Raw genomic sequence first — 21,038 nt, forward strand, 5'->3', positions numbered from 1 at the left:
GGCGCAACACCAGGGCGAAACGCTGCCGACCGGCGTTGAGCCGGGCCAGGGCGCCGCCTGGCTGCAATACGGACACGGTCGGCTGGGCGTGGATCAGGTGGTGGGCGGGGGCTTCGACAACCTCTCCCTGCTGAGCACCGGTTTGCTCAGCTTCGACGGCACTGTGAACCTGGACATGGCCAACGCGCTCAACCTCTATGCCGGTACTTACGGCCAGGCCGAGACAGCTGCTGCAGGTTCCGTGGTCGATCTGCGCGGTGGTTACCTGCGCCTGGCCGGGGCATTGGGGGCGCCTGCTGACAGCGCAAGTACGGACACCGCCATCCGCGTCGGCAGTTCGCAGCGCCCTGCCACGGGGCAGTTGAATCTATCGGCCAGAGGCCTGCTGGATGTGCGTGATTCCGTCAGGCTCGGCGCCCGGGGCAGCATCGTGATGCTGCAGAGGGGCGCACAGGTAGTAGACCGCCGTGCCTTCTCCGATATGCACCTGAGCAGCCAGGGGGACATGCGACTGCTGAGCACGGAGGACGCCCGCGCCATGCGCCTGCAAGTGCCCGGCAACCTGGCCATGAGCGCCGCCCAGATCTATCCGGGTACCGGTGTCAAAGGGCAGGTGAGTGCATCGAGGATCGACATCGCCCGCAGCGGTAGCGGCCTGCCGTCCGTTCCCTACTCGGCCTTCGGCTCGCTCAGCCTGCAGGCGGACGTCATCAACCAGGGCGGCATCCTGCGTGCGCCGCTGGGCGATCTGATACTCGGCTACCAGGGCGACGCCACCCGTCCTGCCAGCATCGTCAACCTGCTGCCCGGCAGCCTGACTTCTGTCAGCGGCGCCGGCCTGGTGATCCCCTACGGCGGCACGGTGGACGGCAAGACCTGGCTCTACGACGGTGTCTCCCTGTCCAACAGCCTGCTCAAGGAAGGGCAGAGCCTGATGCCGGGCAAGGTCGACCTCGTTGGGCAGGTCATCAATGTCGAGCAAGGTGCGGTCGTGGACGTTTCCGGCAGCGGCGAGCTGGTGGGTGCCGGCTTCGTCTCCGGTCGCGGTGGCTCCACCGACGCGCGTTTCAGCCCCTTGATGCAATACGGTGCCGATGGCTTCCTGCTGCCGGCCCTGGGCAGCAACCCGGTCTACGCCATCGTGCCTGGCGTACAGGCCGGCTATGCGCCCCAAGGGGGTGAGGACGGTGCGGTCGACCCCCGGGTAGGCCAGCAGATCACCCTCGGCGCCGGCGTGCCGGGCCTGCCGGCGGGCACCTATACGCTGCTGCCATCCACCTACGCGCTGTTGCCGGGGGCCTTCCGCGTGGAGGTCAACGGCCTGGCCGGGCAGGGCGGCGTCATCGCCACCCAGGCCATGCGCAATGGCTCCTGGTCCACCGCCGGCACCCTCGGCCTGGCCAGCGGCGCGCGGGATAGCCTGGCCAGCCAGGTGATCCTCACCCCGGCCGATGTGCTGCGCCGCTACTCCCAGTACAACGAGACCCGCTTCAGCCAGTTCCTCCAGGCCGACGCGGCGCGCCTGGGCATTCCCGCCGCGTTGATGCCCAGGGACGCCAAGGCCTTCAACCTGAGTTTTGCGAACAACACCACCGACCGGCCCAGCTTCAGCTTCGCCGGCGAACTGCTCAAGGCGCGCGGGGAGGGCGGGCGTGGCAGCACCTCCAGCATCACCCAGACCTCCACGGGCAACCTGGAGATCGTCAGGGCCGGGCAGGGCGCCACCGCCGGTTTCAACGGCGTGACCCTGACCGATGAATCCCTCAACGCCATCGGTGCCGGCAGCCTCAACATCGGCGCCTATGCGCGCTCCTTCTACGGCCAGGGCGGCAACTTCATCCAGTTCGACGACGGTGCCAGCAGCACGGGCGGTAGCGTGGCCCGCACCGCCAACTTGGTACTGCGCAGCGGCGCGACCCTCAAGGCCCCGGAAGTCTTCCTGGTCACCGCCGGGCCCACCGGTGGCATCACGGTGGAGCAGGGCGCCAGCATCAACACCCTGGGCCAGGGCGATGCACCCCGCGACTCCCGCGATGGCTACATCTACAAGCCGGGGCGCAACAGCGTGCTGGCGGTTTCCAACGGTTACCTGAACATGCTGGCCCCGGACGCTGCCAACCCGCAGGAGCCACAGAAAGCCCCGGGCAGCATCCGCATCGGCGTGTGCGATGGCATCTGTAGCGGTACCACCGGGCTCTACTCCGAGGGCACCATCGCCACGGCCACCGACAACGCCTTCGAACTGGGCGAGGCGGTGAACTATGGCACCCGCAACCTGACCCTGGCAGTGGGCGGCATCAATGTCGGCAGCGCCGAGGCGCTGGCCGACCTCGCCGCCCGCAACCTGCTGCCCAGCGGCCTGACCCTCAACCAGCAGGTGCTCGACCGCCTGCTGCGCGGTGATACCAGCACCGGCGCGCCGGCCCTGGAAACCCTGGTGCTGGGCGCTCGCGACTCGCTCAACTTCTTCGGCAACGCCAGCCTGGATACCTACGGTGCCGACGGCAAGTCGCGGCTCAAGGAACTGGTGCTGACCACCCCGGCCCTCTACGGCAAGGGCGAGGCGGGGGACACTGCGCGCATCCACACCTCCAACCTGATCTGGAACGGCGCCCACAACGAGGCCGGCTCCATCATCGCCGGTGGTGCCGGCACCGGTGCGGGCAACCTGGTGATCGACGCCGAGCGCATCGAGTTCGGCTATCAGCCGGATACGCAACCCACCGCTGCCACGATCCGCGACCGTCTGGCCGTGGGCTTTGCCAACGTCAACCTCAACGCCAGCGAGCGCATCACCGCCAACCACAAGGGCGGCCTGTCGGTGTATCAGCGCCAGGACGGCTACGTCACCGGCAAGGGCTTCCAGTACAGCGGCGGCAACCTGAACATCAGCACCCCGGTGATGACCGGCGGTGCGGGCTCGGTCAACCACATCACTGCCGGCGGCGATATCCGTGTCAGTGCGCCGAACGGCAATGCAGTGCCCAGCATCGGCGGTGATGCCCTGGGTGCCGAGCTGTCCCTCAGCGGCCGCAATCTGCTGCTGGAGGGCGCCGTGGTGCTGCCCAGCGGCAAGCTGAGCCTCAAGGCCGAGGAACAGCTGACCCTCACCGATGCCGCGCGCATCGACCTGGCCGGGCGCAAGGTCACCTTCAACGACGTGAACAAGTACAGCTGGGGCGGCGACCTGATCCTGGAAAGCCGCAACGGCGATATCCGCCAGGCCGCCGGCTCGGTGATCGACCTGTCGGCCAAAAACAACCAGGGCGGCAGCCTCAAGGCCACTGCCCTGGCCGCCGATGCAGGGGTCGTCGACCTGCGCGGCAGCATCCTCGGTGGTAGCAGCGGCTATTACGACGCTGGCGGCACCCTGGTGCCATTCAAGGCCGGCAGCGTCGATATCCGTGCGCAGCGTCTAGGCGCTGGCAGCCTCAGCGACGATTTCGCCTCCCTCAACCAGCGGCTCAACCAGGGCCAGGTATTCGGGGCCCGCAGCTTCCAGCTCAAGCAGGGTGACCTGGTGATCGGCGATGGCCTCAGGGCCGGAGAGATCAACGTCTCGGTGGATGGCGGCACGCTCACCGTCAACGGCACCGTGGATGCCAGCGGTGAGCGGGTGGGCTCCATCCGCCTGGCCGGCAAGCAGGGCCTGACCATCAGCGGCACGGCGTTGCTGGACGCCCACGGCACCCGCCTGCGGGTGGACAGCTACGGCAAGATCATCGACTCACCCAACCGCGCCACAGTGGAACTGGGCTCCAGCGACGGCTTGCTGACCCTGGCCGATGGCGCGCGCATCGACCTGCGCCACGGCACCGCCGCTACAAGCGGCCATGATGGCAAGGCCCGTGGCACCCTGGAACTGAACGCGCCGCGTCTGGGTGGCGCCACCGCCGGCGATATCGCCATTGACGCCAGCGGCAGCCTGGACATCCAGGGCGCCAGGCTGATCGCGGTGAACGGCGTGCAGCGCTACGACGACGCACGCGAGGTCACCGATCCCGTCAACGGGCACAAATACCAGCAGATCGACCAGGACTACCTGAACCAGAAGCACACCGACAGCCTGGCCTTCATCGGCAACGCCCTGGCCAATGGCGCGCTGGTCAACGGCAAGCTGGCCGGCCTCAACAACGCCACCTATGCCGATGCCTTCCACCTGCGCCCGGGCGTCGAGATCGTCAGCAAGACCGCTGATGGCGACCTGGTGGTGCAGGGTGATCTGGACCTCTCTGGCCATCGCTACGAAAGCCTCAATCCCCATACCCAGAAGCTGAATGGCGTCTACGGCTCGGGCGAGGTGGGCAACCTGGTGATCCGCGCCGGTGGCGACCTCTCCGTGTTCGGCAGCGTCAACGACGGCTTCATGCCGCCGCCGGAAACCCAGGACGACGCCGGCTGGGTGCTGACGCCCGGCAAGCAGATGTTCAATGGCGATGTGGTGGTGCCGCGCGCGGGTATCGAGTTGCAGGATGGCACCGCCTTCCCGGCGGGGACCGTGCTCAACTACGACCTGCCCATCAAGGCCATGACCCTGGCGTCCGGCACGCGCCTGCCGATCGCTGCGACGCTGGATCAGCCCCTGACGCTGGCAGCCGGCACCGTGCTCTCCGGTGATATACGCAACGCCGACAACAGCCTGGCCTATGCGGCAGGTACGCGACTCTCCGCCGATATCACCCTGGCCAAGGACATGATCCTCGGCGCCGGCACGCTTTTGGTGGGCGACACGGCGGTCACGGGCATGAACTGGCCCAAGGGCGTGGCGTTGCCGAACAATCCGCTGCGCGCTGTCAACAGCAGCCATCCGGATGTGGTGATCCAGGCCGGCAGCCTGACCCTGGCCCTGGGGGCGCTCATCCCAGCCGGAACCGACGTCAAGCTCGCCGCCGGTGTGGAGAAGATCAACCTGCGTGGCGGGGATGGCAAAGGGCGCAACTGGGCCGCCGCGCAGATGCTGGCCGAAGGCACTCAGTCCTGGTCGTTGCGCGCCGTGGCAGGCGCCGATCTGCAGGCGGCAGACACCCGCCTGGTGGACCCCTACGCCGAGCGGGGTGAGCTTCGCGTGGCTGATACGCACTACGGCTACCTGGTGACCGCCAAGCCCGGGCAGCCCACAGGTGGGCGAGTGCTCACGGCAGAAGGCTCGATGGTGTTCTATGGCGACGAGTCCCATGCCGGCAAGCCCGTTGCGGACGTGGCAGCGGAGTTCGCCATCTCCGAGGATGAGGTCTGCGCTTGGGACAGCCTGTGCAAGGCAACGACCGCTCCGCGCACGCTGACGGCCGAAGGCTCCATGACCTTCTACGGGGACGAATCCCACGCCGGTAAATCCGTGGCGGACGTGGCAGCCGAATTCGCCATCACCGAGGACGAGGTCTGTGCCTGGGCCAGCCTGTGCAATGCAGCGGCGTCACCGCGCCTGCTGACTGCCGAGGGCTCCACGGTGTTCTATGGGGACGCTTCCCAGGCAGGGAGGCCCGTGGCGGAAGTCGCGTTGGAGTTCGCCATCTCCGAGGACGAGGTCTGCGCCTGGGCCAGTTTGTGTAGCGGTGGAAATACGCAGGCGCCAACGGAATATGAATACGCACTGGGAACCAGTCGCTTCAGCGTGCTCCGGGTCGGTACCGGCGACCTGGACCTGATCAGTGCTGGCGATTTCAAAATGCAGTCCCTGTACGGCATCTATACGGCCGGCACCTCTTCCCTGGATCTGGCAGCGTCAGCAGTCTTCAATCAGCCACGGGCCTTCACTCAGCTTTCTAACGGCACGCTCGATACGACGGTACTGGGCAAGAACGGCGGCAGCTACGAAGCCCTGGTCAATGGCGGCTCCAGCAGCCTCTATCGCGCCTGGTACCCCGATCATGGCGGCAACCTGCTGCTTTCCGTCGGCGGCGACCTGACCGGCGATATCCTCGGTTCCAAGCTGGTGGGCAGTGGCGGACTCGACCAGCCTGAAAGCTCAAGCGTCGGCAGCTGGCTGTGGCGCCAGGGCGGTGGAGTCAACGGCGAGGTGCCCACCGCCTGGTGGATCAACTTCGGCACCTACATGCCCTTCCAGGACAACGTCGCCTTCACCGGCTTCACCGGGTTCGGAACCCTGGGCGGCGGCAACCTCGATGTACGTGTCGGCGGCGACGCCGGCATGCTGGCGGCCCGGGGCACCCTGTATAACCTCATCGCCACCCGCAGCCAGGGGCTGGTACTGGCGGTGGGCTCGACCGGGCGTAGGGTGGACGGTGAACTGGTGCTTACCGGCGGTGGCGACCTCGATCTGAAGGTCGGCGGTGGGCTCAACCCGGCCTTGACGGCGCGCGCGATGCTGGACGACCGGAGCCGCCCGGTCGCACAACGCCATGACCTGAACGGCAGCCTGGCCAACCTGCGTGGCGCCGTGCGTGCCGGTGCGGGCTCCTTCGGCGGCATCGAGCAGGTCACTGGGCCGATGCAGATGTTGCAGGACCCCCGCGAAAGCCGTGCCTACGATCCCTTCAAGGCCACCATGGCCAGCGCCACCGGCGGCCTGATACTGGTGCCGGGAGACGCCACCATCAGCCTGGACGCACGGGGTGATCTGGTGCTTGGCGCGGCGTCCGATGCAGGGCGGACCCAGGCACGCAACTGGCAGCCGGTGGATCTCGATGGCGGCAAGAGCATTGGCCGCTCCTGGTTCAGCCTGTGGACCGACCACACGGCCATCGACCTGTTCTCCGCAGGCGGCAACCTCACCCCCTCGACGCAGGTCGGTGAGCTTCCTGCGGGCTCCAACGACAGTGTTCGTAGCGGCCTGGACTTCTCCGCCACCGATGGCCGCTTCGTCTACCCGTCGATCCTGCGTGCCACAGCACCGGGCGGCAGCTTTTACTACGGCCCATCGGCGTTGTGGACGGACAACAGCCTGAACACCACCCACTATTCGTTGTTGCTGGCACCCGGCAGCCGAGCGCAGCTGGAATTCCTGGCAGGCGACTCGATCTATGCCGGCGGTTATGCCGTCACGCCCAGCAATGCACCGGTTTCCAGCCTGGCCACTCCCTTCAACCCGGCGTTCTACTACCTCGATTCCAGAGGCGCCAATCAAGGAGACCTGTCGGGTGCCGGGGTCCTCGGGCGCAGCCTGTTCGCCTTTGGTGGCACGGGGACCCGCAGCGCCTACCGCGGTGCCGATGAGCCGGCCCGTTTCTACGCCCTGAACGGCGACATCATCGGCCTGCGTACCGGTGAGATCATCACCTTCGCCAGTGCACCGAGGGCGGGCGAGACCTGGTACGAAGCGTCTCGGCCGGCGCGCATCATGGCCGGCCGCGATATCGTCAACAGCGGCCAACTGACCGGCACCTTGCTGCCGCAGTTCGCAGGCCTGGCCACCAGCACCGGCAACCTCTTCATCCACGACGACCCGGCCGACATCTCCATCGTCTCGGCCGGCCGCGACATCCTCTACAGCACCTTCAACGTCGCCGGCCCCGGCACCCTGGAGATCAGTGCCGGGCGCAACATCCTGATGGAAGACAAGGCCGCGGTGACCAGCCTCGGCGCCATCGTGCCGGGCGACAACCGGCCGGGGGCGGACATCGTCATGCAGGCCGGCGTCGGCAGCGGCCCGGACTACCTGGCCTTCGCCCAGCGCTACCTGGACCCGGCCAACCGCGTCGAGGCCGGCGGCAGCCTGGCGGGTGGCAGCGTGGCCAAGACCTACGAGGTGGAACTGGCGGCCTGGCTGGCCGAGCGCTTCGGCTTCAGCGGCACGAGCGAGGAAGCACGCGCCTACTACGCCGCGCTGCCGGCGGAGCAGCAGCGGGTGTTCGCCCGGGATATCTACTTCGCCGAGCTGCGTGCCGGTGGCCGCGAGTACAACGATGCGGAGAGCCCGCGCTTCGGCAGCTACCTGCGGGGCCGCAACGCCATCGCCGCGCTGTTCCCCACCCACGACGTGGCCGGCAACCCGATCCTCTACCAGGGCGACATCACGATGTACGGCGGGGCCGGGGTGCACACCAACTTCGGTGGCGGCATCCAGATGCTCACCCCGGGCGGGCAGCAGGTGTTCGGCATCGAGGGCGAGGCGCCGCCGTCCACCGCCGGGGTCATCACCCAGGGCGCGGGGGACATCCAGCTGTTCGCCAATGGCAGCGTGCTGCTGGGCCAGAGCCGCATCATGACCACCTTCGGCGGGGACATCCTGGCCTGGTCCTCGGCCGGCGACATCAACGCCGGGCGTGGCTCCAAGACCACCCTGGTGTACACACCGCCGCGCCGGGTCTACGACAACTGGGGCAACGTCACCCTGTCGCCGAGCGTGCCCAGTACCGGCGCCGGCATCGCCACCCTGGCCCCCATCGCTGAGGTGCCGTCGGGCGACATCGACCTGCTGGCGCCCCTGGGCACCATCGATGCGGGGGAGGCGGGCATCCGCGTCTCCGGCAACGTCAACATCGCCGCGCTGCAGGTGGTCAACGCCGCCAACATCCAGGTGCAGGGCAAGTCCAACGGCGTGCCGGTGGTGGCTGCGGTGAACACCGGCGCGCTGTCCTCGGCCAGTTCGGCGGCCAGCTCCGCCAGCGACGCCGCCGAAGGCGTGGCCCGCGACCAGCAGGCCGCCTCGCGCCAGCGCCAGCCGTCGATCTTCACGGTGCAGGTACTGGGCTTCGGCAACGAGCGGGTGGAGCCCACCAACGAGGGCGCCAGCCGCACGCCGACCTACGACCCCGGCAGCAGCGTGCAGGTGCTCGGCGCCGGCCAACTGGACGACCAGGCACGCAACCAGCTGACCCCGGAGGAACAGCGCAACCTGACGCTTTGATCCCACCCCTTCACCGCCCTGCGGGGCGGTACCCCTTTCCCGAGGGCGGCAGGCGACTGCCGCTCTTTTTTTGTTGGGGGAGTGGGGGCAACCGCAGTTGGGCCTCGAAACACGCCAAGATCGGTGGGCTGAAGCGGAGCGCCGTACGCTCGAGGTTGGCGAGGATTTAAGTGCGGCTCAGGGGACCGCTGCGCGGTCCTTGGCGAATGAATTGGCTCCTACAAGGGTGCCTTGGCTAGTCTCTGCTGCCCTACATGGGCGGGCGGGGAAGGGCTTGAGCGAAGTTCCCGGCGCCATAGTGAGGAGAGGGGGTTACGGCTATCGCCAGTAGCGAGCTGCGTGAACGGGGGAGTCTATGTCACGGGGCCTCAATAAAAATTGAGAACCCCATGCGCCCTATCAGGAACACCAATAAAACCAGGAAGAAAATCCGAATGAATCCACTTCCATAACGAAGTGCTAAGAACACGCCGGTGAGGGCGCCGGCGATATTGCACAGGCTCACCATGCCACCGATAAGCCAGAGCACATTACCTGAGGGTACGAAGAAGAAGAGCGCAGCACTGAAGGTGCCCAAATTAACGAGCTTGGCCGAAGCCGACGCATTAAGAAAATCGAAGCCGAAGTACTTTACAAAAACAAACAGCAAAAGACTCCCGCTGCCAGGGCCAAATACGCCGTCATAAAACCCCAGTATCGCGCCAAAGAAAACGCCCAGCACAATCTCTTTTGGCCCATGTTCGACAGATCGATGAACTCGGCCTAAGTCCTTCTTGGCAAAGGTATAGACAGCCATCACTATCAACACCACAAAGACGACGTACTCCATTGCCTCTTTAGGTATCAATGAAACAGAGAAAGCACCTAGAAAAGAGAAAATAAAGGCAGCAATCATGGTTGGAAGAATTAATTTCCAAGCAATATGTATGCGTCTCAGGTAGCGGGATATGGAAAAGCAATTCCCTAGCAGCACGGCCAGCTTATTGGTTCCGAAGACCGTCGCCAGGCTTTGCTGAGGGAGCGCATGAAGCAGGGCAGGCACCTGAACAAGCCCCCCACCTCCAACTGCTGCATCGATTAAACCGCCGCAGAATGCAAAAAAACCCAATGCGACGAGGGTGTATTCAACGGTCATGAAAACATCTCTTCACCTTCCACTGTTCACATCATCTCCCGAAGCCGTATCCATGCAGAGATCAGATGAGCGAAACCGCTGATGCGCAGCCGCATCGCATCAGCGGCAAGCAGTTTTAAAACACGATCAAGCAGTTAACGCCTCGTGCAAGCTACTGAATGCCTTTCCAACACGGCCGTTATAATCAATCATGATTTCTTTCAGGCGATGGATATCAAACTCCAAGTCGGCGAATCGGCAATAGGCCTGAGCGGCGGCCAACGCATGCAATCCATGCCTGTTCTCCACCTCTCCTGAATGCCCCATGACATAACCCTTGGCATTCCGAAGCGCCTTCACGTCAGCGCGAAGATCTGGATTGACGGCGTTTAGCTTCTCCTCGATATATTGCGCAATATAGTTATATTCACGACCATTCCAGAGCTCTGACGCCACCGACGTCATCATGGCCTCCAGCATGGAGCGCTTGTATTCATGGGAATTCAAAGGCGATTTGTTTTCTGCGATGCCTACTCTGTAGAGGAAGCCTGAAAACTCATTGCAACCGGGTACGACATATTGACTTTCGACCCAGCGCGAAGCGCCGAACGCGGACGTCATGTATCCGTACATGCCATCGTGCCCTTCATGGCCGAGACCGAAGTCATCCTTGGCCACTTCATGCATATGTGCCATGACATTGTTGTACAGGGATTGCTGGTGAGCAGGAATCGCGCCTGCGTCAGCAGCCAGTCGCATGATTATTTTTGCTGAAACCAGGCTTGTGGTCTTATGGGTTTCATTCCAGCCATTGAAGAATTTCAGCACACCTTCATCGACAACCGCTTTCTCTAAAAACGCATTGAAGCTCTTCTCTGTCCAATCCTGCGACGCTTGAGTTGTTTCATGGCCTAGCACTTCATGCATCGCCAACTGGATAGCGGGCACCTGATCCACGTGTGCAGGAATTGCAGCTTTACGCTGATCACCGCAAATCACTCGGCCAGGTATCTTCAAGGCTGCAAAGTGCTTGGGAAGATCTTCAATAAATGCCTCGCCAAATTGCTGCATGGATAGTTGATGCTGGGGCACAACTATATTGCTTTCCATAACAATAGAATTCATTGCTTAACCTTCTTCCATAAAGTGTGTGAGCGGACGTGTTGTCGCTTCAAGTTAAGGGCGGGCACGAAGCTAGGTCACTTGTACGCGCCAAACAAGTAATTTATAATCACGCCACTATTCACTTTAAATGAATCGTCGGTGCAGCAATGGAACTGTCGCAACTCAAAATGTTTAAAGTGACTGCAGAGCAGGGAAGTATTGTCAAAGCCTCCAAGATATTGCATTGCGTCCCCTCCAACATTACCAACAGGATAAAACTGTTGGAGCAGGAACTTGGAGTGAGTCTTTTTATACGTAAAGGTCGGGGGCTGATCATAAGCCCTTCCGGTGAGTTGCTTCTCGGTTACGTGAACAAGATTCTCGATACTTGCCAAGAGGCGAAAAGAGCGCTTGACCCTGAGGCGACACCAGCCGGGGTGCTCAAGATAGGCGCTATCGAATCAGCCGCGACTGGCCGCCTACCTGCTCTACTGTCCCGTTACCATGTGCACTACCCGAGTGTGCACATGCAGTTCAGTACCGGCACGTGGTCACAATTAGTCGCCGAGATTATTGGGCACAAGTTGGATGGCGCAATCATCGCCGTAAAGAGCGACCACGCTGACATTGCCCAGCTGGAAATATACAAAGAGCCCTTGATACTGATCGCATCAGACTCCATAGGCGAAATCACCTCTGCTGATGATGTCAACAATCTGAATATTTTTATGTGGCCTGAAGGCTGCCCTTATCGCCATGCCCTTGAGCGCTGGCTAAAGGCCGCACAGGTATCAACACCGATAACCAGCATCGCGAGCTATGGAACCATTCTTGGCTGCGTCAGTGCAGGTGCGGGGGTTTCTCTGGTTCCCTCTGGCGTGTTCGAGCAGTACAAGAAGATTGGCAATATAAAAGGCTATGCCTTCGACGACCTGACGCCAATACAGAATTACTTCATCTGGAACAAGAATATTGGATTGCATCGAGCACGGGATGCCTTTGCAGAATTGATAACGGATGAGTTCAGAAACATCAGTACATTCCAGGAACGGCCTGAATGAGCCCGGCATTTTCCACCGACCTCAGACTTCGCTGATATTGAAAGCAGCAAACCGATCAAAAACGTTCAGATCACCCGCTCACTCATGAATAGCGTGACCAGAAGAAGAGGCCCGGCATCAGCCGGGCTTCTTCATTTCAGGCGAGCCGTTTCGGCCGAGATGGCAGAGGTTCCGGGTGCCCCGGACAGCACGGTCCCGAGCGCAGCCCTTGGCGATCCTGGAAGGGGCTGCGAGATCCGCCGCATGGGTTTCGCTGCGCTCTACCCATCCTACGAAAGCTGAGCGAGGCGCGGGGCAGGGCCGTGCGTAGGGTGGATGCCGCTCTTCGCATCCACCAGGTGGAGGCCGGCATGGGCGCCCTGTAATGCCCATTCCAGACGCTTTTCACCCTATCAGTGGCTCGCCGGAAGCACCGTGCGGCGGTGCGCACACGGCACACCCTACGATCCTGCCGGGTCCTCCGGTTGAATCCTCACAAGCAAAACCGATGACTCATGACCACGTCCTAAGAACCTGGCTTCCCATGCTCAAATGAAAACGCTCTTTCTGCGTTAGCTTTTTGTGGTTTTAAAGCAAGCGCTCAAGCACGGTGCTTCCTCCACTCACATGCAAAACTGCCCTTGCAGGCTTTCCCACTGCCTCATATAGTCCGCCCGTTGCGGTCAATCCCGCAGCCGACCTTGGCCGGTCGAACTCTCTAGGCGCACAGGCGCCGACCATCCGATTGCAGGCGCTTTTTTCATGCCTGCGACGTCGTGTTATGGCGGCTGTGCGCGGGACACCTTCGGGTGTGCCGGGCACCTAGAGTCCCGGTCGGCCAACCTGCGTACAGCCGTCACCCATTTCCTTCGCTTGGCCGCGAGGGGTGATGGCTCTCACTCTAGGAGCATCACGTCATGACTCGCGCGGCTCTCGGTAGCTTCATTTCTTCTGTATTCGCACCCAGCCACCGTTGCAGTGATGGAGGTGTTCGTCATGGCTGACCTGCGCCCGCTCTCCGCCAACCCTTCCGGTGCTTCTGTCCTCTTGCTCGATGGCAGCCGGTCCTACATGGAACTCCAGGAGACAGCCGAGTACCGCCTGGTTGCTGCGCGAGATTTGCTCGCCAGTCTCTCGTGCATGGAGGGCTCCTGTGTCGATGGGCGTGATCTGGCCAATGTGGCCGACGCGGCCTATTTGCTGTTGTCCGATGCCAGCGACTTGTTCCGTGCCGCCCGCGAGGCGGTGCGGCGTGATCGCCTGGGCGTTCGTCGCTAAGCCCTTTACGTACCCCCATGAAGAGGCCCGGCATCAGCCGGGCTTCTTCATTTCAGGCGAGCCGTTTCGGCCGAGATGGCAGAGGTTCCGGGTGCCCCGGACAGCACGTTTCCGAGCGCAGCCCTTGGCGATCCTGGAAGGTGCTGCGAGATCCGCCGCATGGGTTTCGCTGCGCTCTACCCATCCTACGAAAAGCTGAGCGAGGCGCGGGGCAGGGCCGTGCGTAGGGTGGATGCCGCTCTTCGCATCCACCGGGCGGAGGTGGGCGTGGCTTCCCTGTAATGCCCATTCCAGACGCTTTTCACCCCGCCAGGCCCTTCCCGCCGTCCTCCGTTCATGAAGATTCGATGACAAAAGTTCGGTGGTGCCGTCCGGCCCCGGTCAAGGTGATGTACGGAGCGTCAACGGCGAGGGATATCGCCGAGAGGGAACGTGTCGCCAGGGATGGCGACGACTTTCGCCCGCGGTTTGCGGGCGTGCCGAGGCCACTGGAACAAGGGCGATGGGGAATATGGACGGTTACTCGAAAGTGGGGATGCAGGAGCTTGACCAGCGGCTGTCGAAAATCGTCGAGGCGGCCCGCAAGAAGCCGGTCTCGGTCTACCGCTACGGCGCACCCTGGGTCTGGATCGTGTCCCAGGACGACTGGCAGAGCGCCCTCAAGGAAGTGTCCAGCTACATCCCGCCCGGCCATTCGCTGGTCCTGTTGCGACCGCAGATCGACGAGGTGATGGGCAAGGCCTTGGCCGAACTCCAGGGCTGGGCGGCCACCCAGCAGCTGCAGGTGCCGCTGCCGGCCTTGCTCCATGCGTTGCTGCTGCAACTGCTCTATTCGCTGCCCAGCGAGAAGCAGCTCTACGAGCAGCTCAATTACAACCTGCTGTTCCGCTGGTTCGTCGGCCTCGAGCTGAACCAGCGGGTCTGGGGCTTTGCCACCTTCGTCCGTGATCTCGGCGTGGTGCTGGACAACCCCCAGGCGGTACGCCTGATCGAGCGGGTGATAGGCGAGGTGTTCTCCGGCGGGTTGATGCAGATGCCGGAGTTCTCGCTGAACTTCGCCCAGCTGCACACCTGGCTGGCCCGGCCCGCCGCCGGCGCAAGGCAACGCTGAGGCGGCCTGCGAACCAACAACGAAACGTTCACTGATGCGGTGGGGTGCGCGCGTTCGGCGCGGCCACGCCTGCACGGAAGGCAGCCCGGGGATGCCGGGCGCCATTTCACGAGGGGGCTGTGTGGGTCATCTGTCATTCAACCAACGAGGCGTCGCCGCGGCCCTGAGCCTGCCGTTCGCGCCGGCCTGCCTGGCCCTGGCGATCCACGCCGCGCCGGTGTTCGCGGAGGAGGGGGCGCAGCCGGTGGCGAGCGCCGACGCTCCGGCGCGGCTGGTCGACGTTAACGAATACGTGGTGCGCGGCAACACGGTGCTGGAAGCCCGCGACATCGAGGAGGCGGTCTATCCCTTCCTCGGCCCGCAGCGCAGCCTCGCCGACATCGAGGGTGCCCGCGACGCCCTGCAGCAGCGCTACCAGGGCAAGGGCTACCAGTCGGTGTTCGTCGAGCTGCCGGAGCAGCAGGTCGAAGGCGGCGTGGTCTACCTGCAGGTCAGCGAAACCAAGGTCGGCCGCGTGCGCGTGGTCGGTGCCAAGCACTACTCGCCGGTGGCCATCCTCGATGACGTACCGGCATTGGAGGAGGGCAAGGTGCCCGACTTCGCCAAGGTCCAGGGCGAACTGGCGGCGATCAACCGCAACCCCGGGCGCCAGGTGGTGCCACTGGTACGCGAGGGCCAGCGCCCAGGAACCATGGACGTGGACCTGCAGGTGGAGGACAAGAACCCCTGGCAGGCCAGCGTCGGCCTGAACAACGACTACAGCGCCGACACCGAGAAGCTGCGCTCCGTGGTCAGCCTCGGCTACAACAACCTTTTCCAGCGCGGCCACAGCGCCTCGCTGACCTACTTCACCGCCCCCGAGGACCGCAACAACGCCGAGGTCTGGTCCGGCTCCTACGCCGCGCCCCTGGACGAGCGCTGGACGCTGCAGTTCTCCGGCTACCAGTCCGACAGCGACGTGGCCACCATCGGCGGCAGCAACGTGCTCGGCAAGGGCCACTCCTACGGCGCCTCGCTGATCTACGGCCTGCCGCCGGAAGGCCCCTGGGCCCACTCGCTGTCGGTGGGCGTGGACTTCAAGGATTTCGAGGAGTCGCTGCAGTTCGGCGGCGCCGAAGACAAGGTGCCGCTCAAGTACGCCCCCATCACCCTGGGCTACAACGGCTACCGCTACACCGAGGCCTCGCAGCTGGGCCTCGGCCTGTCGCTGGTGGCCGGCACCCGCGAGTTCCTCGGCTACGGCAGCGACGCCGAGGAGTTCGACTACAAGCGCTACCGCGCCAACCCCAGCTTCGCCGTGTTCAAGGGCGACGCCACCTACACCTTCGGCTTCGGCGCTGACTGGCAGTCGGCCTCCAAGCTGGGCTTCCAGCTGGCCTCCGGGCCGCTGGTCTCCAACGAGCAGTTCTCCGCCGGCGGCGCCACCAGCGTGCGCGGCTACCTGGCCGCCGAGCGCACCGGCGACGACGGCTGGCTGCTCTCCCAGGAGCTGCGCACGCCGTCGCTGGTCAGCTTCCTTGGCAAGGGCCTGGGCAGCCATGTCGAGGACTGGCGCTTCTACGCCTTCGCCGAGGGCGCGCACCTCTCCCTGCAGGACCCGCTGCCCGACCAGGAAGACAGCTACAGCCTCGCCAGCGTGGGCCTGGGCACCCGCGCCACGCTGCGCGAATGGCTGTCCGGCAGCCTCGACTGGGGCTACCCGCTGAAAGACGGCCCCAACACCAAAAAACGAGACCCGCGCGTGCACTTCAGCGTGCAGGCGAACTTCTGACCCCACAGGCACAGACTTCGGAGTGACACACATGCAACGCTTGATCTTCACCGCGCTCATCAGCCTGGGGCTTATGTACCCGGCGATCGCCAGTGCCTGGTGGCAGGACGACTGGCTCTACCGCAAGCAGATTTCCGTCGACACCACGCCCCAGGGCGCGGCCATCGACCAGGCCGCCGGGCGCACGCCGCTGCTGGTACGCCTGCACACCGGCAACTTCAGCTTCGACGGGGTCAACGAGAACGGCTCGGACATCCGCTTCGTCGCCGCCGATGACAAGACCGTGCTCAACCACCAGGTGGAAAGCTTCGACCCGCTGATGGGCATGGCGCTGATCTGGGTCGACGTGCCCCAGGTGGAAGGCGGCCAGCGCCAGGACATCTGGATGTACTACGGCAACGCCAAGGCCCCGGCCACCGGCAACGGCCAGCTGACCTTCGATCCCGACTACAGCCTGGTCTACCACTTCGACGGCGCCGTCGGCGCGCCCCCCCGTGACACCACCGCCTACGGCAACCACGGGCAGACGCCGCCCGCCAGCAGCATCGACGGGGTGATCGGCCGCGCCGCCCAGCTCAACGGCCAGCCGCTGATGCTGCCGGCCAGCCCGTCCCTGGCCCTGCCGGCCGGTGGCGCTTTCACCTTCAGCGCCTGGGTGCGCGCCGACCAGTCCGCCGGTGACCAGCTGCTGCTGGCCCGTCGCGACGGCGGCAACACGCTGCTGCTGGGCCTGGCCCAGGGCCTGCCCTTCGTCGAGGTCAACGGCCAGCGCGCCCAGGCCACCCAGGCCCTGGCCGCCGGGCAGTGGCAGCACCTGGCCCTGAGCGCCGACGGCAGCGCCCTGCGCCTGTACGTGAATGGTCGCGAATCCGGCAGCCTGGCACTGTCGCTGCCGGCCTTCGCTTCGGTGATCGCCATCGGCGCCGACCTGCCGAACACCCAGGCCGCACCGGCTGCACCCGTCGAAGGCGCCACCGCCGAGACCCCGGCCCCGGCCCCGGCCGCCTTCGGTGCCTTCGCCGGCGCCATCGACGAGCTGCGCCTGTCCAAGGTGGCGCGCCCGGCGGCGCTGATCCTCGCCGACGCCACCGCCCAGGGCGCCGAATCGCGCCTGGTGGTCTATGGCGTGGATGAAGAACAGTCCGGCTTCGGTTTCGGCAGCCTCGGCTTCCTGCTCAAGGCGGTGCCGGTGGACGCCTGGGTGATCATCGCCGTCCTGGTGCTGATGATGATCCAGTCCTGGGTGATCATGATCCGCAAGAGCCGCAGCGTGGCCCGCGTGACCCGCTCCAACCAGCTGTTCCGCGAGCAGTTCGCTCGCGTCGGCACCCGCTTGGAAATGCTCGCCGACGACCGCGCCCTCAACGAGGGGCTGGTGGATTCCTCGCTCTGGCGCCTGTACCAGGTGGCGGTGAAGGAGATCCGCACCCGTCGCGACCAGGGCGCCGACACCTCGTCCATTTCCGCCGCCACCATCGAAGCCATCCGCGCCTCCATGGACGGCGTGCGCACCCGTGAGAACCAGCAGCTGTCCTCGCGCCTCTCGACGCTGTCCAACGCCATCGCCGGCGGCCCCTACATCGGCCTGCTGGGTACGGTGCTGGGCATCATGGTGGTGTTCCTCGGCACCGCCATGGCCGGCGATGTGAACATCAACGCCATCGCCCCCGGCATGGCCGCCGCGTTGCTGGCCACCGCCATGGGCCTGTTCGTCGCCATCCCCGCGCTGTTCGGCTACAACCGCCTGACCACGCGCAACCGCGAGGTCAGCGCCGACATGCGGGTGTTCGTCGACGAATTCGTCACCCGCCTGGCCGAAGTGCACGGCGAATCCCAGTTCAGCGAAACGGCGCACCGGCGGGGTTTCCATGCCGGCAGCGCACCGCTGACCGCTTGAGGACGCAGCCATGGCCAACCTGAGCAGCAGCCATGACGACGACGAAGACGCCGCCGTCGACAGCATCAACATCACACCCCTGGTGGACGTGCTGATGGTGGTGCTGGTGATGTTCATCCTTACCGCCACCGCCCAGGTCTCGGGCATCCAGATCAACCTGCCCAAGGCCAGCGCGGCCATCTCCCTGGCGCAGCCGAAGACCAAGGCCATCTCGGTCAACGACGGCGGCCAAGTGTTCCTCGATGCCTACCCGGTGACCCTGCCGGAGCTGGAGGACCGCCTGCGCACCGAGAAGGCGCTGAACCCCGACTTCCCGGTGATCGTGCGCGGCGACGCCACGGTGCAGTACCAGAAGGTCATCGAAGTGCTCGACCTGCTGCGGCGCCTGGAGCTTTCCCAGGTCGGGCTGGTCACCGGCAAACCGAACCAGGGCTGACCATGACCACCTTTCCCAGCAAGGGCCCGGACAGCGGGCTCGCCGAAGTCCGCAGCGCCGAGCCGAAATGGCGCCGGCCGCTGGTCTGGGGCGTGGGGGCGCTGGTCGCCGCCGGCCTCGCCTGGCTGCTCTGGCAGTGGGCCAACGACATGAGCGGCATACGCCGCGAGGCGCCGAAGATCCCCGCGATCATCCCGCTGCCACCGCCGCCGCCCCCACCGCCGGTGCAGGAGAAGCCACCGGAGCCGGAAACCCCGGTGGAGGAAAAGATCGTGGAGCCGGAGCCCACCCCCGAGCCCGAAGAGGTCAAGCCGGAGGAAGAAGCACCGCCGACACCCGCCGATGACCTGGCCAACCCCATGCAGATGGATGGCGACGCCCAGGCCGGTTCCGACGCCTTCAACATCGGCGCCGGCAAGGGTGGCGGCATGGCCGGCAGCGGCAGTGGGCGCCTGGGCAACGGCACCTACAGCCAGTTCCTCTCCTATGCCTTCCAGCGCCTGATGCGCGACAGCCCCGAACTGCGTTCGCTGGCGTTCCGCGTGAACCTGGAGGTGTGGATCAACCAGAGCGGCCAGGTCACCCGCGTGGAGCTGACCCGCTCCACCGGCGACCCGGAACTCGACGCCAAGGTGCTGGCCGCGCTGCGCGGCTCGCCACCCCTGGAACGCCCGCCGGCCTCGATGTCGATGCCGGTCCGCCTCTCATTGCAAGGACGCCGGCCCAGCTAGGCCGCGCCACTCAAGAACAGCCAAGGAGTAGAACCATGATCTGCAGAATGAGCCGACTGGCGCTGGGGATTGGTGCCGTGGTCGCCGGCCTGGCCGGCCCGGCGCTGGCACAACCGCCGGCACCTTCGGAGAACGCCACCATCAACCTGATCCGCCTGCTGGTGCAGCAGGGCGTGCTCAAGCAGGAGCAGGCCCAGGCGCTGATCCAGCAGGCCGAGGCCGAGGCCGTGCAGGCCCGCCAGGCCGCCGCGTCCGCTCCGGCGGCCCCGGCCGGCGAGCCGGGGGAGGTGCGTGTGCAATACGTGCCGGCCATCGTCCGCGACCAGATCCGTGATCAGGTCAAGGCCGAGGTCATGGCCCAGGCCAAGCAGGAAAACTGGGCCGCGCCCAACACCTTCCCCGACTGGGTGTCGCGCATCAGCCTGGAGGGCGACGTGCGCCTGCGCAGCGAGTCGCGCTACTTCGCCGACACCAACAGCGACCGCATCACCGACTTCGCGCGGCTCAACGACCGCGGCCCCTACGACGTCAACAAGAACACCAACACGCAACTGCCGCCGCTGCTCAACACCCGCGAAGACCGCGAAAACCTGCTGCGCCTGCGGGCCCGCCTGGGCATGCGCGCGGTGCTCTCGCCGAGCTGGACGGCGGTCATGCGCGTCGGCACCGGCTCCGACAGCGGCCCGGTGTCCACCACCCAGACCCTGGGCGGCGGCTTCGGCAAGAAGGACCTCTGGCTCGACCAGGGCTACCTCGCCTACAAGCCCGACGAGCGCCTGACCCTTACCGGCGGGCGCATGCCCAACCCGTTCTACACCACCGACCTGCTGTACTCCGGTGACCTCAATTTCGACGGCCTGGCGGCGGTGTTCGACCAGCCGCTGGACCGCGACATGGGGCTGTTCGGCACCGTCGGCGCGTTCCCGGTGGAGTACACCTCCGACACCGCCAGCAGCAACGGCTTCGACAAGGAAAGCAGCGAGAACAACTGGCTCTACGGCGCCCAGTTCGGCGCCCGCTGGCAGCTGGACGCGGACAACAGCGTCAAGGGTGCGCTGGCCTACTACCGCTTCGACGATATCGAAGGCAAGCGCTCCAGCCCCTGCTCGCTGTACTCGGGGCAGCCGGCCTGCGACACCGACGAATCGCGCCCTGCCTTCATGCAGAAGGGCAACACCCTGATGCTGCTGCGCGACGTCGTCATCGACCCCACCCGGCCCACCACCACGCCGCAGCCGCAGTTCGTCGGCCTGGCCTCCGAGTTCAACCTGGTGGACCTCAACCTCGCCTGGGACACCGCGCTGTTCCACGACTTCAAGCTGCGCAGCCAGGCCCACTACGTGCGCAACCTCGGCTACGACGAAGGCGAGATGCGCAAGCGCTCCGCCGGCCAGCTGGCCAGCAACGTCGATGCCAACGGCAACATCGAAAGCGGCGATACCGCCTGGATGCTGCAGTTCACCCTGGGCAACGCCCTGGACCTGAAGAAGCACGGCGACTGGAACCTCTACGCCGGCTACAAGCGCATCGAGCCCGACGCCCTGCCGGACGGCTTCAACGACTCGTCCTTCCACCTCGGCGGCACCAACGCCAAGGGCTGGTTCCTCGGCGCCAACTACGGCTTCGACAAGAACGTGGTCGGCAGCGTGCGCTGGCTGAGCGCGCAAGAGGTGTACGGCGCGCCCTTCGACATCGACGTCCTGCAACTGGAGGTCAACACGCGCTTCTGATGCGCGTGTGGCCAAGGAGC

Annotated in this window: 10 protein-coding genes and 1 pseudogene; 9 read left to right on the top strand and 2 right to left on the bottom strand. The window is 65.1% G+C overall.

The genetic code is table 11. The annotated features are described in order from the left end of the window. Positions 1–88 precede the first annotated feature (88 nt). Positions 89–8,806, top strand: a complete 8,718-nt coding sequence (locus PSm6_RS25160; RefSeq protein WP_265168536.1) for a filamentous hemagglutinin family protein — start codon at positions 89–91, stop codon at positions 8,804–8,806. 358 nt (positions 8,807–9,164) lie between these two features. Here PSm6_RS25160 and PSm6_RS25165 read toward each other — a convergent pair whose 3' ends face one another. Both PSm6_RS25165 and PSm6_RS25170 read right to left on the bottom strand, forming a co-directional pair. Then, positions 9,165–9,941: a sulfite exporter TauE/SafE family protein gene (locus tag PSm6_RS25165; protein WP_265168537.1), complete on the bottom strand. Its 777-nt coding sequence runs from the start codon at positions 9,939–9,941 to the stop codon at positions 9,165–9,167. A 126-nt stretch (positions 9,942–10,067) separates the two neighbouring features. After that, on the bottom strand, positions 10,068–11,045 hold the full coding sequence (locus PSm6_RS25170; RefSeq protein ID WP_265168538.1) for a hypothetical protein: 978 nt from the start codon (positions 11,043–11,045) through the stop codon (positions 10,068–10,070). Between the two features lie 146 nt (positions 11,046–11,191). Here PSm6_RS25170 and PSm6_RS25175 point away from each other — a divergent pair, with 146 nt between their 5' ends. The 8 genes and pseudogenes from PSm6_RS25175 (at position 11,192) to PSm6_RS25210 (ending at position 21,018) form a co-directional block, all read left to right on the top strand. Further along, entirely contained in the window at positions 11,192–12,085 is an 894-nt protein-coding gene (locus PSm6_RS25175) for a LysR family transcriptional regulator (protein WP_265168539.1), read from the top strand. 975 nt (positions 12,086–13,060) lie between these two features. Then, positions 13,061–13,342: a hypothetical protein gene (locus tag PSm6_RS25180; RefSeq protein ID WP_021221724.1), complete on the top strand. Its 282-nt coding sequence runs from the start codon at positions 13,061–13,063 to the stop codon at positions 13,340–13,342. A gap of 535 nt (positions 13,343–13,877) precedes the next feature. Next, positions 13,878–14,250, top strand: a pseudogene (locus PSm6_RS30780) (transposase); the annotation flags it as partial. A 324-nt stretch (positions 14,251–14,574) separates the two neighbouring features. After that, positions 14,575–16,224: a ShlB/FhaC/HecB family hemolysin secretion/activation protein gene (locus PSm6_RS25190; RefSeq protein ID WP_021221721.1), complete on the top strand. Its 1,650-nt coding sequence runs from the start codon at positions 14,575–14,577 to the stop codon at positions 16,222–16,224. 31 nt (positions 16,225–16,255) lie between these two features. Continuing rightward, positions 16,256–18,121: a DUF2341 domain-containing protein gene (locus PSm6_RS25195; protein WP_021221720.1), complete on the top strand. Its 1,866-nt coding sequence runs from the start codon at positions 16,256–16,258 to the stop codon at positions 18,119–18,121. A gap of 10 nt (positions 18,122–18,131) precedes the next feature. Beyond that, the gene (locus tag PSm6_RS25200) at positions 18,132–18,557 is read left to right on the top strand and encodes an ExbD/TolR family protein (protein WP_021221719.1); all 426 of its coding nucleotides are present in this window, start codon (positions 18,132–18,134) and stop codon (positions 18,555–18,557) included. 2 nt (positions 18,558–18,559) lie between these two features. Continuing rightward, entirely contained in the window at positions 18,560–19,288 is a 729-nt protein-coding gene (locus PSm6_RS25205) for an energy transducer TonB family protein (protein ID WP_184492168.1), read from the top strand. Positions 19,289–19,323: 35 nt separating this feature from the next. Then, the gene (locus PSm6_RS25210) at positions 19,324–21,018 is read left to right on the top strand and encodes a putative porin (protein WP_265168542.1); all 1,695 of its coding nucleotides are present in this window, start codon (positions 19,324–19,326) and stop codon (positions 21,016–21,018) included. Positions 21,019–21,038: the final 20 nt, after the last annotated feature.

Origin of the sequence: Pseudomonas solani, from assembly GCF_026072635.1 — a bacterium.
GTDB classification, from domain to species: Bacteria; Pseudomonadota; Gammaproteobacteria; order Pseudomonadales; family Pseudomonadaceae; genus Metapseudomonas; species Metapseudomonas solani.

Coding starts and splice junctions, on each gene's coding strand:
- PSm6_RS25200 (WP_021221719.1), top strand. CDS start 18,132: ATGGCCAACCTGAGCAGCAGCCATGACGACGACGAAGACGCCGCCGTC.
- PSm6_RS25175 (WP_265168539.1), top strand. CDS start 11,192: ATGGAACTGTCGCAACTCAAAATGTTTAAAGTGACTGCAGAGCAGGGA.
- PSm6_RS25165 (WP_265168537.1), bottom strand. CDS start 9,941: ATGACCGTTGAATACACCCTCGTCGCATTGGGTTTTTTTGCATTCTGC.
- PSm6_RS25170 (WP_265168538.1), bottom strand. CDS start 11,045: ATGAATTCTATTGTTATGGAAAGCAATATAGTTGTGCCCCAGCATCAA.
- PSm6_RS25195 (WP_021221720.1), top strand. CDS start 16,256: ATGCAACGCTTGATCTTCACCGCGCTCATCAGCCTGGGGCTTATGTAC.
- PSm6_RS25205 (WP_184492168.1), top strand. CDS start 18,560: ATGACCACCTTTCCCAGCAAGGGCCCGGACAGCGGGCTCGCCGAAGTC.
- PSm6_RS25180 (WP_021221724.1), top strand. CDS start 13,061: ATGGCTGACCTGCGCCCGCTCTCCGCCAACCCTTCCGGTGCTTCTGTC.
- PSm6_RS25210 (WP_265168542.1), top strand. CDS start 19,324: ATGATCTGCAGAATGAGCCGACTGGCGCTGGGGATTGGTGCCGTGGTC.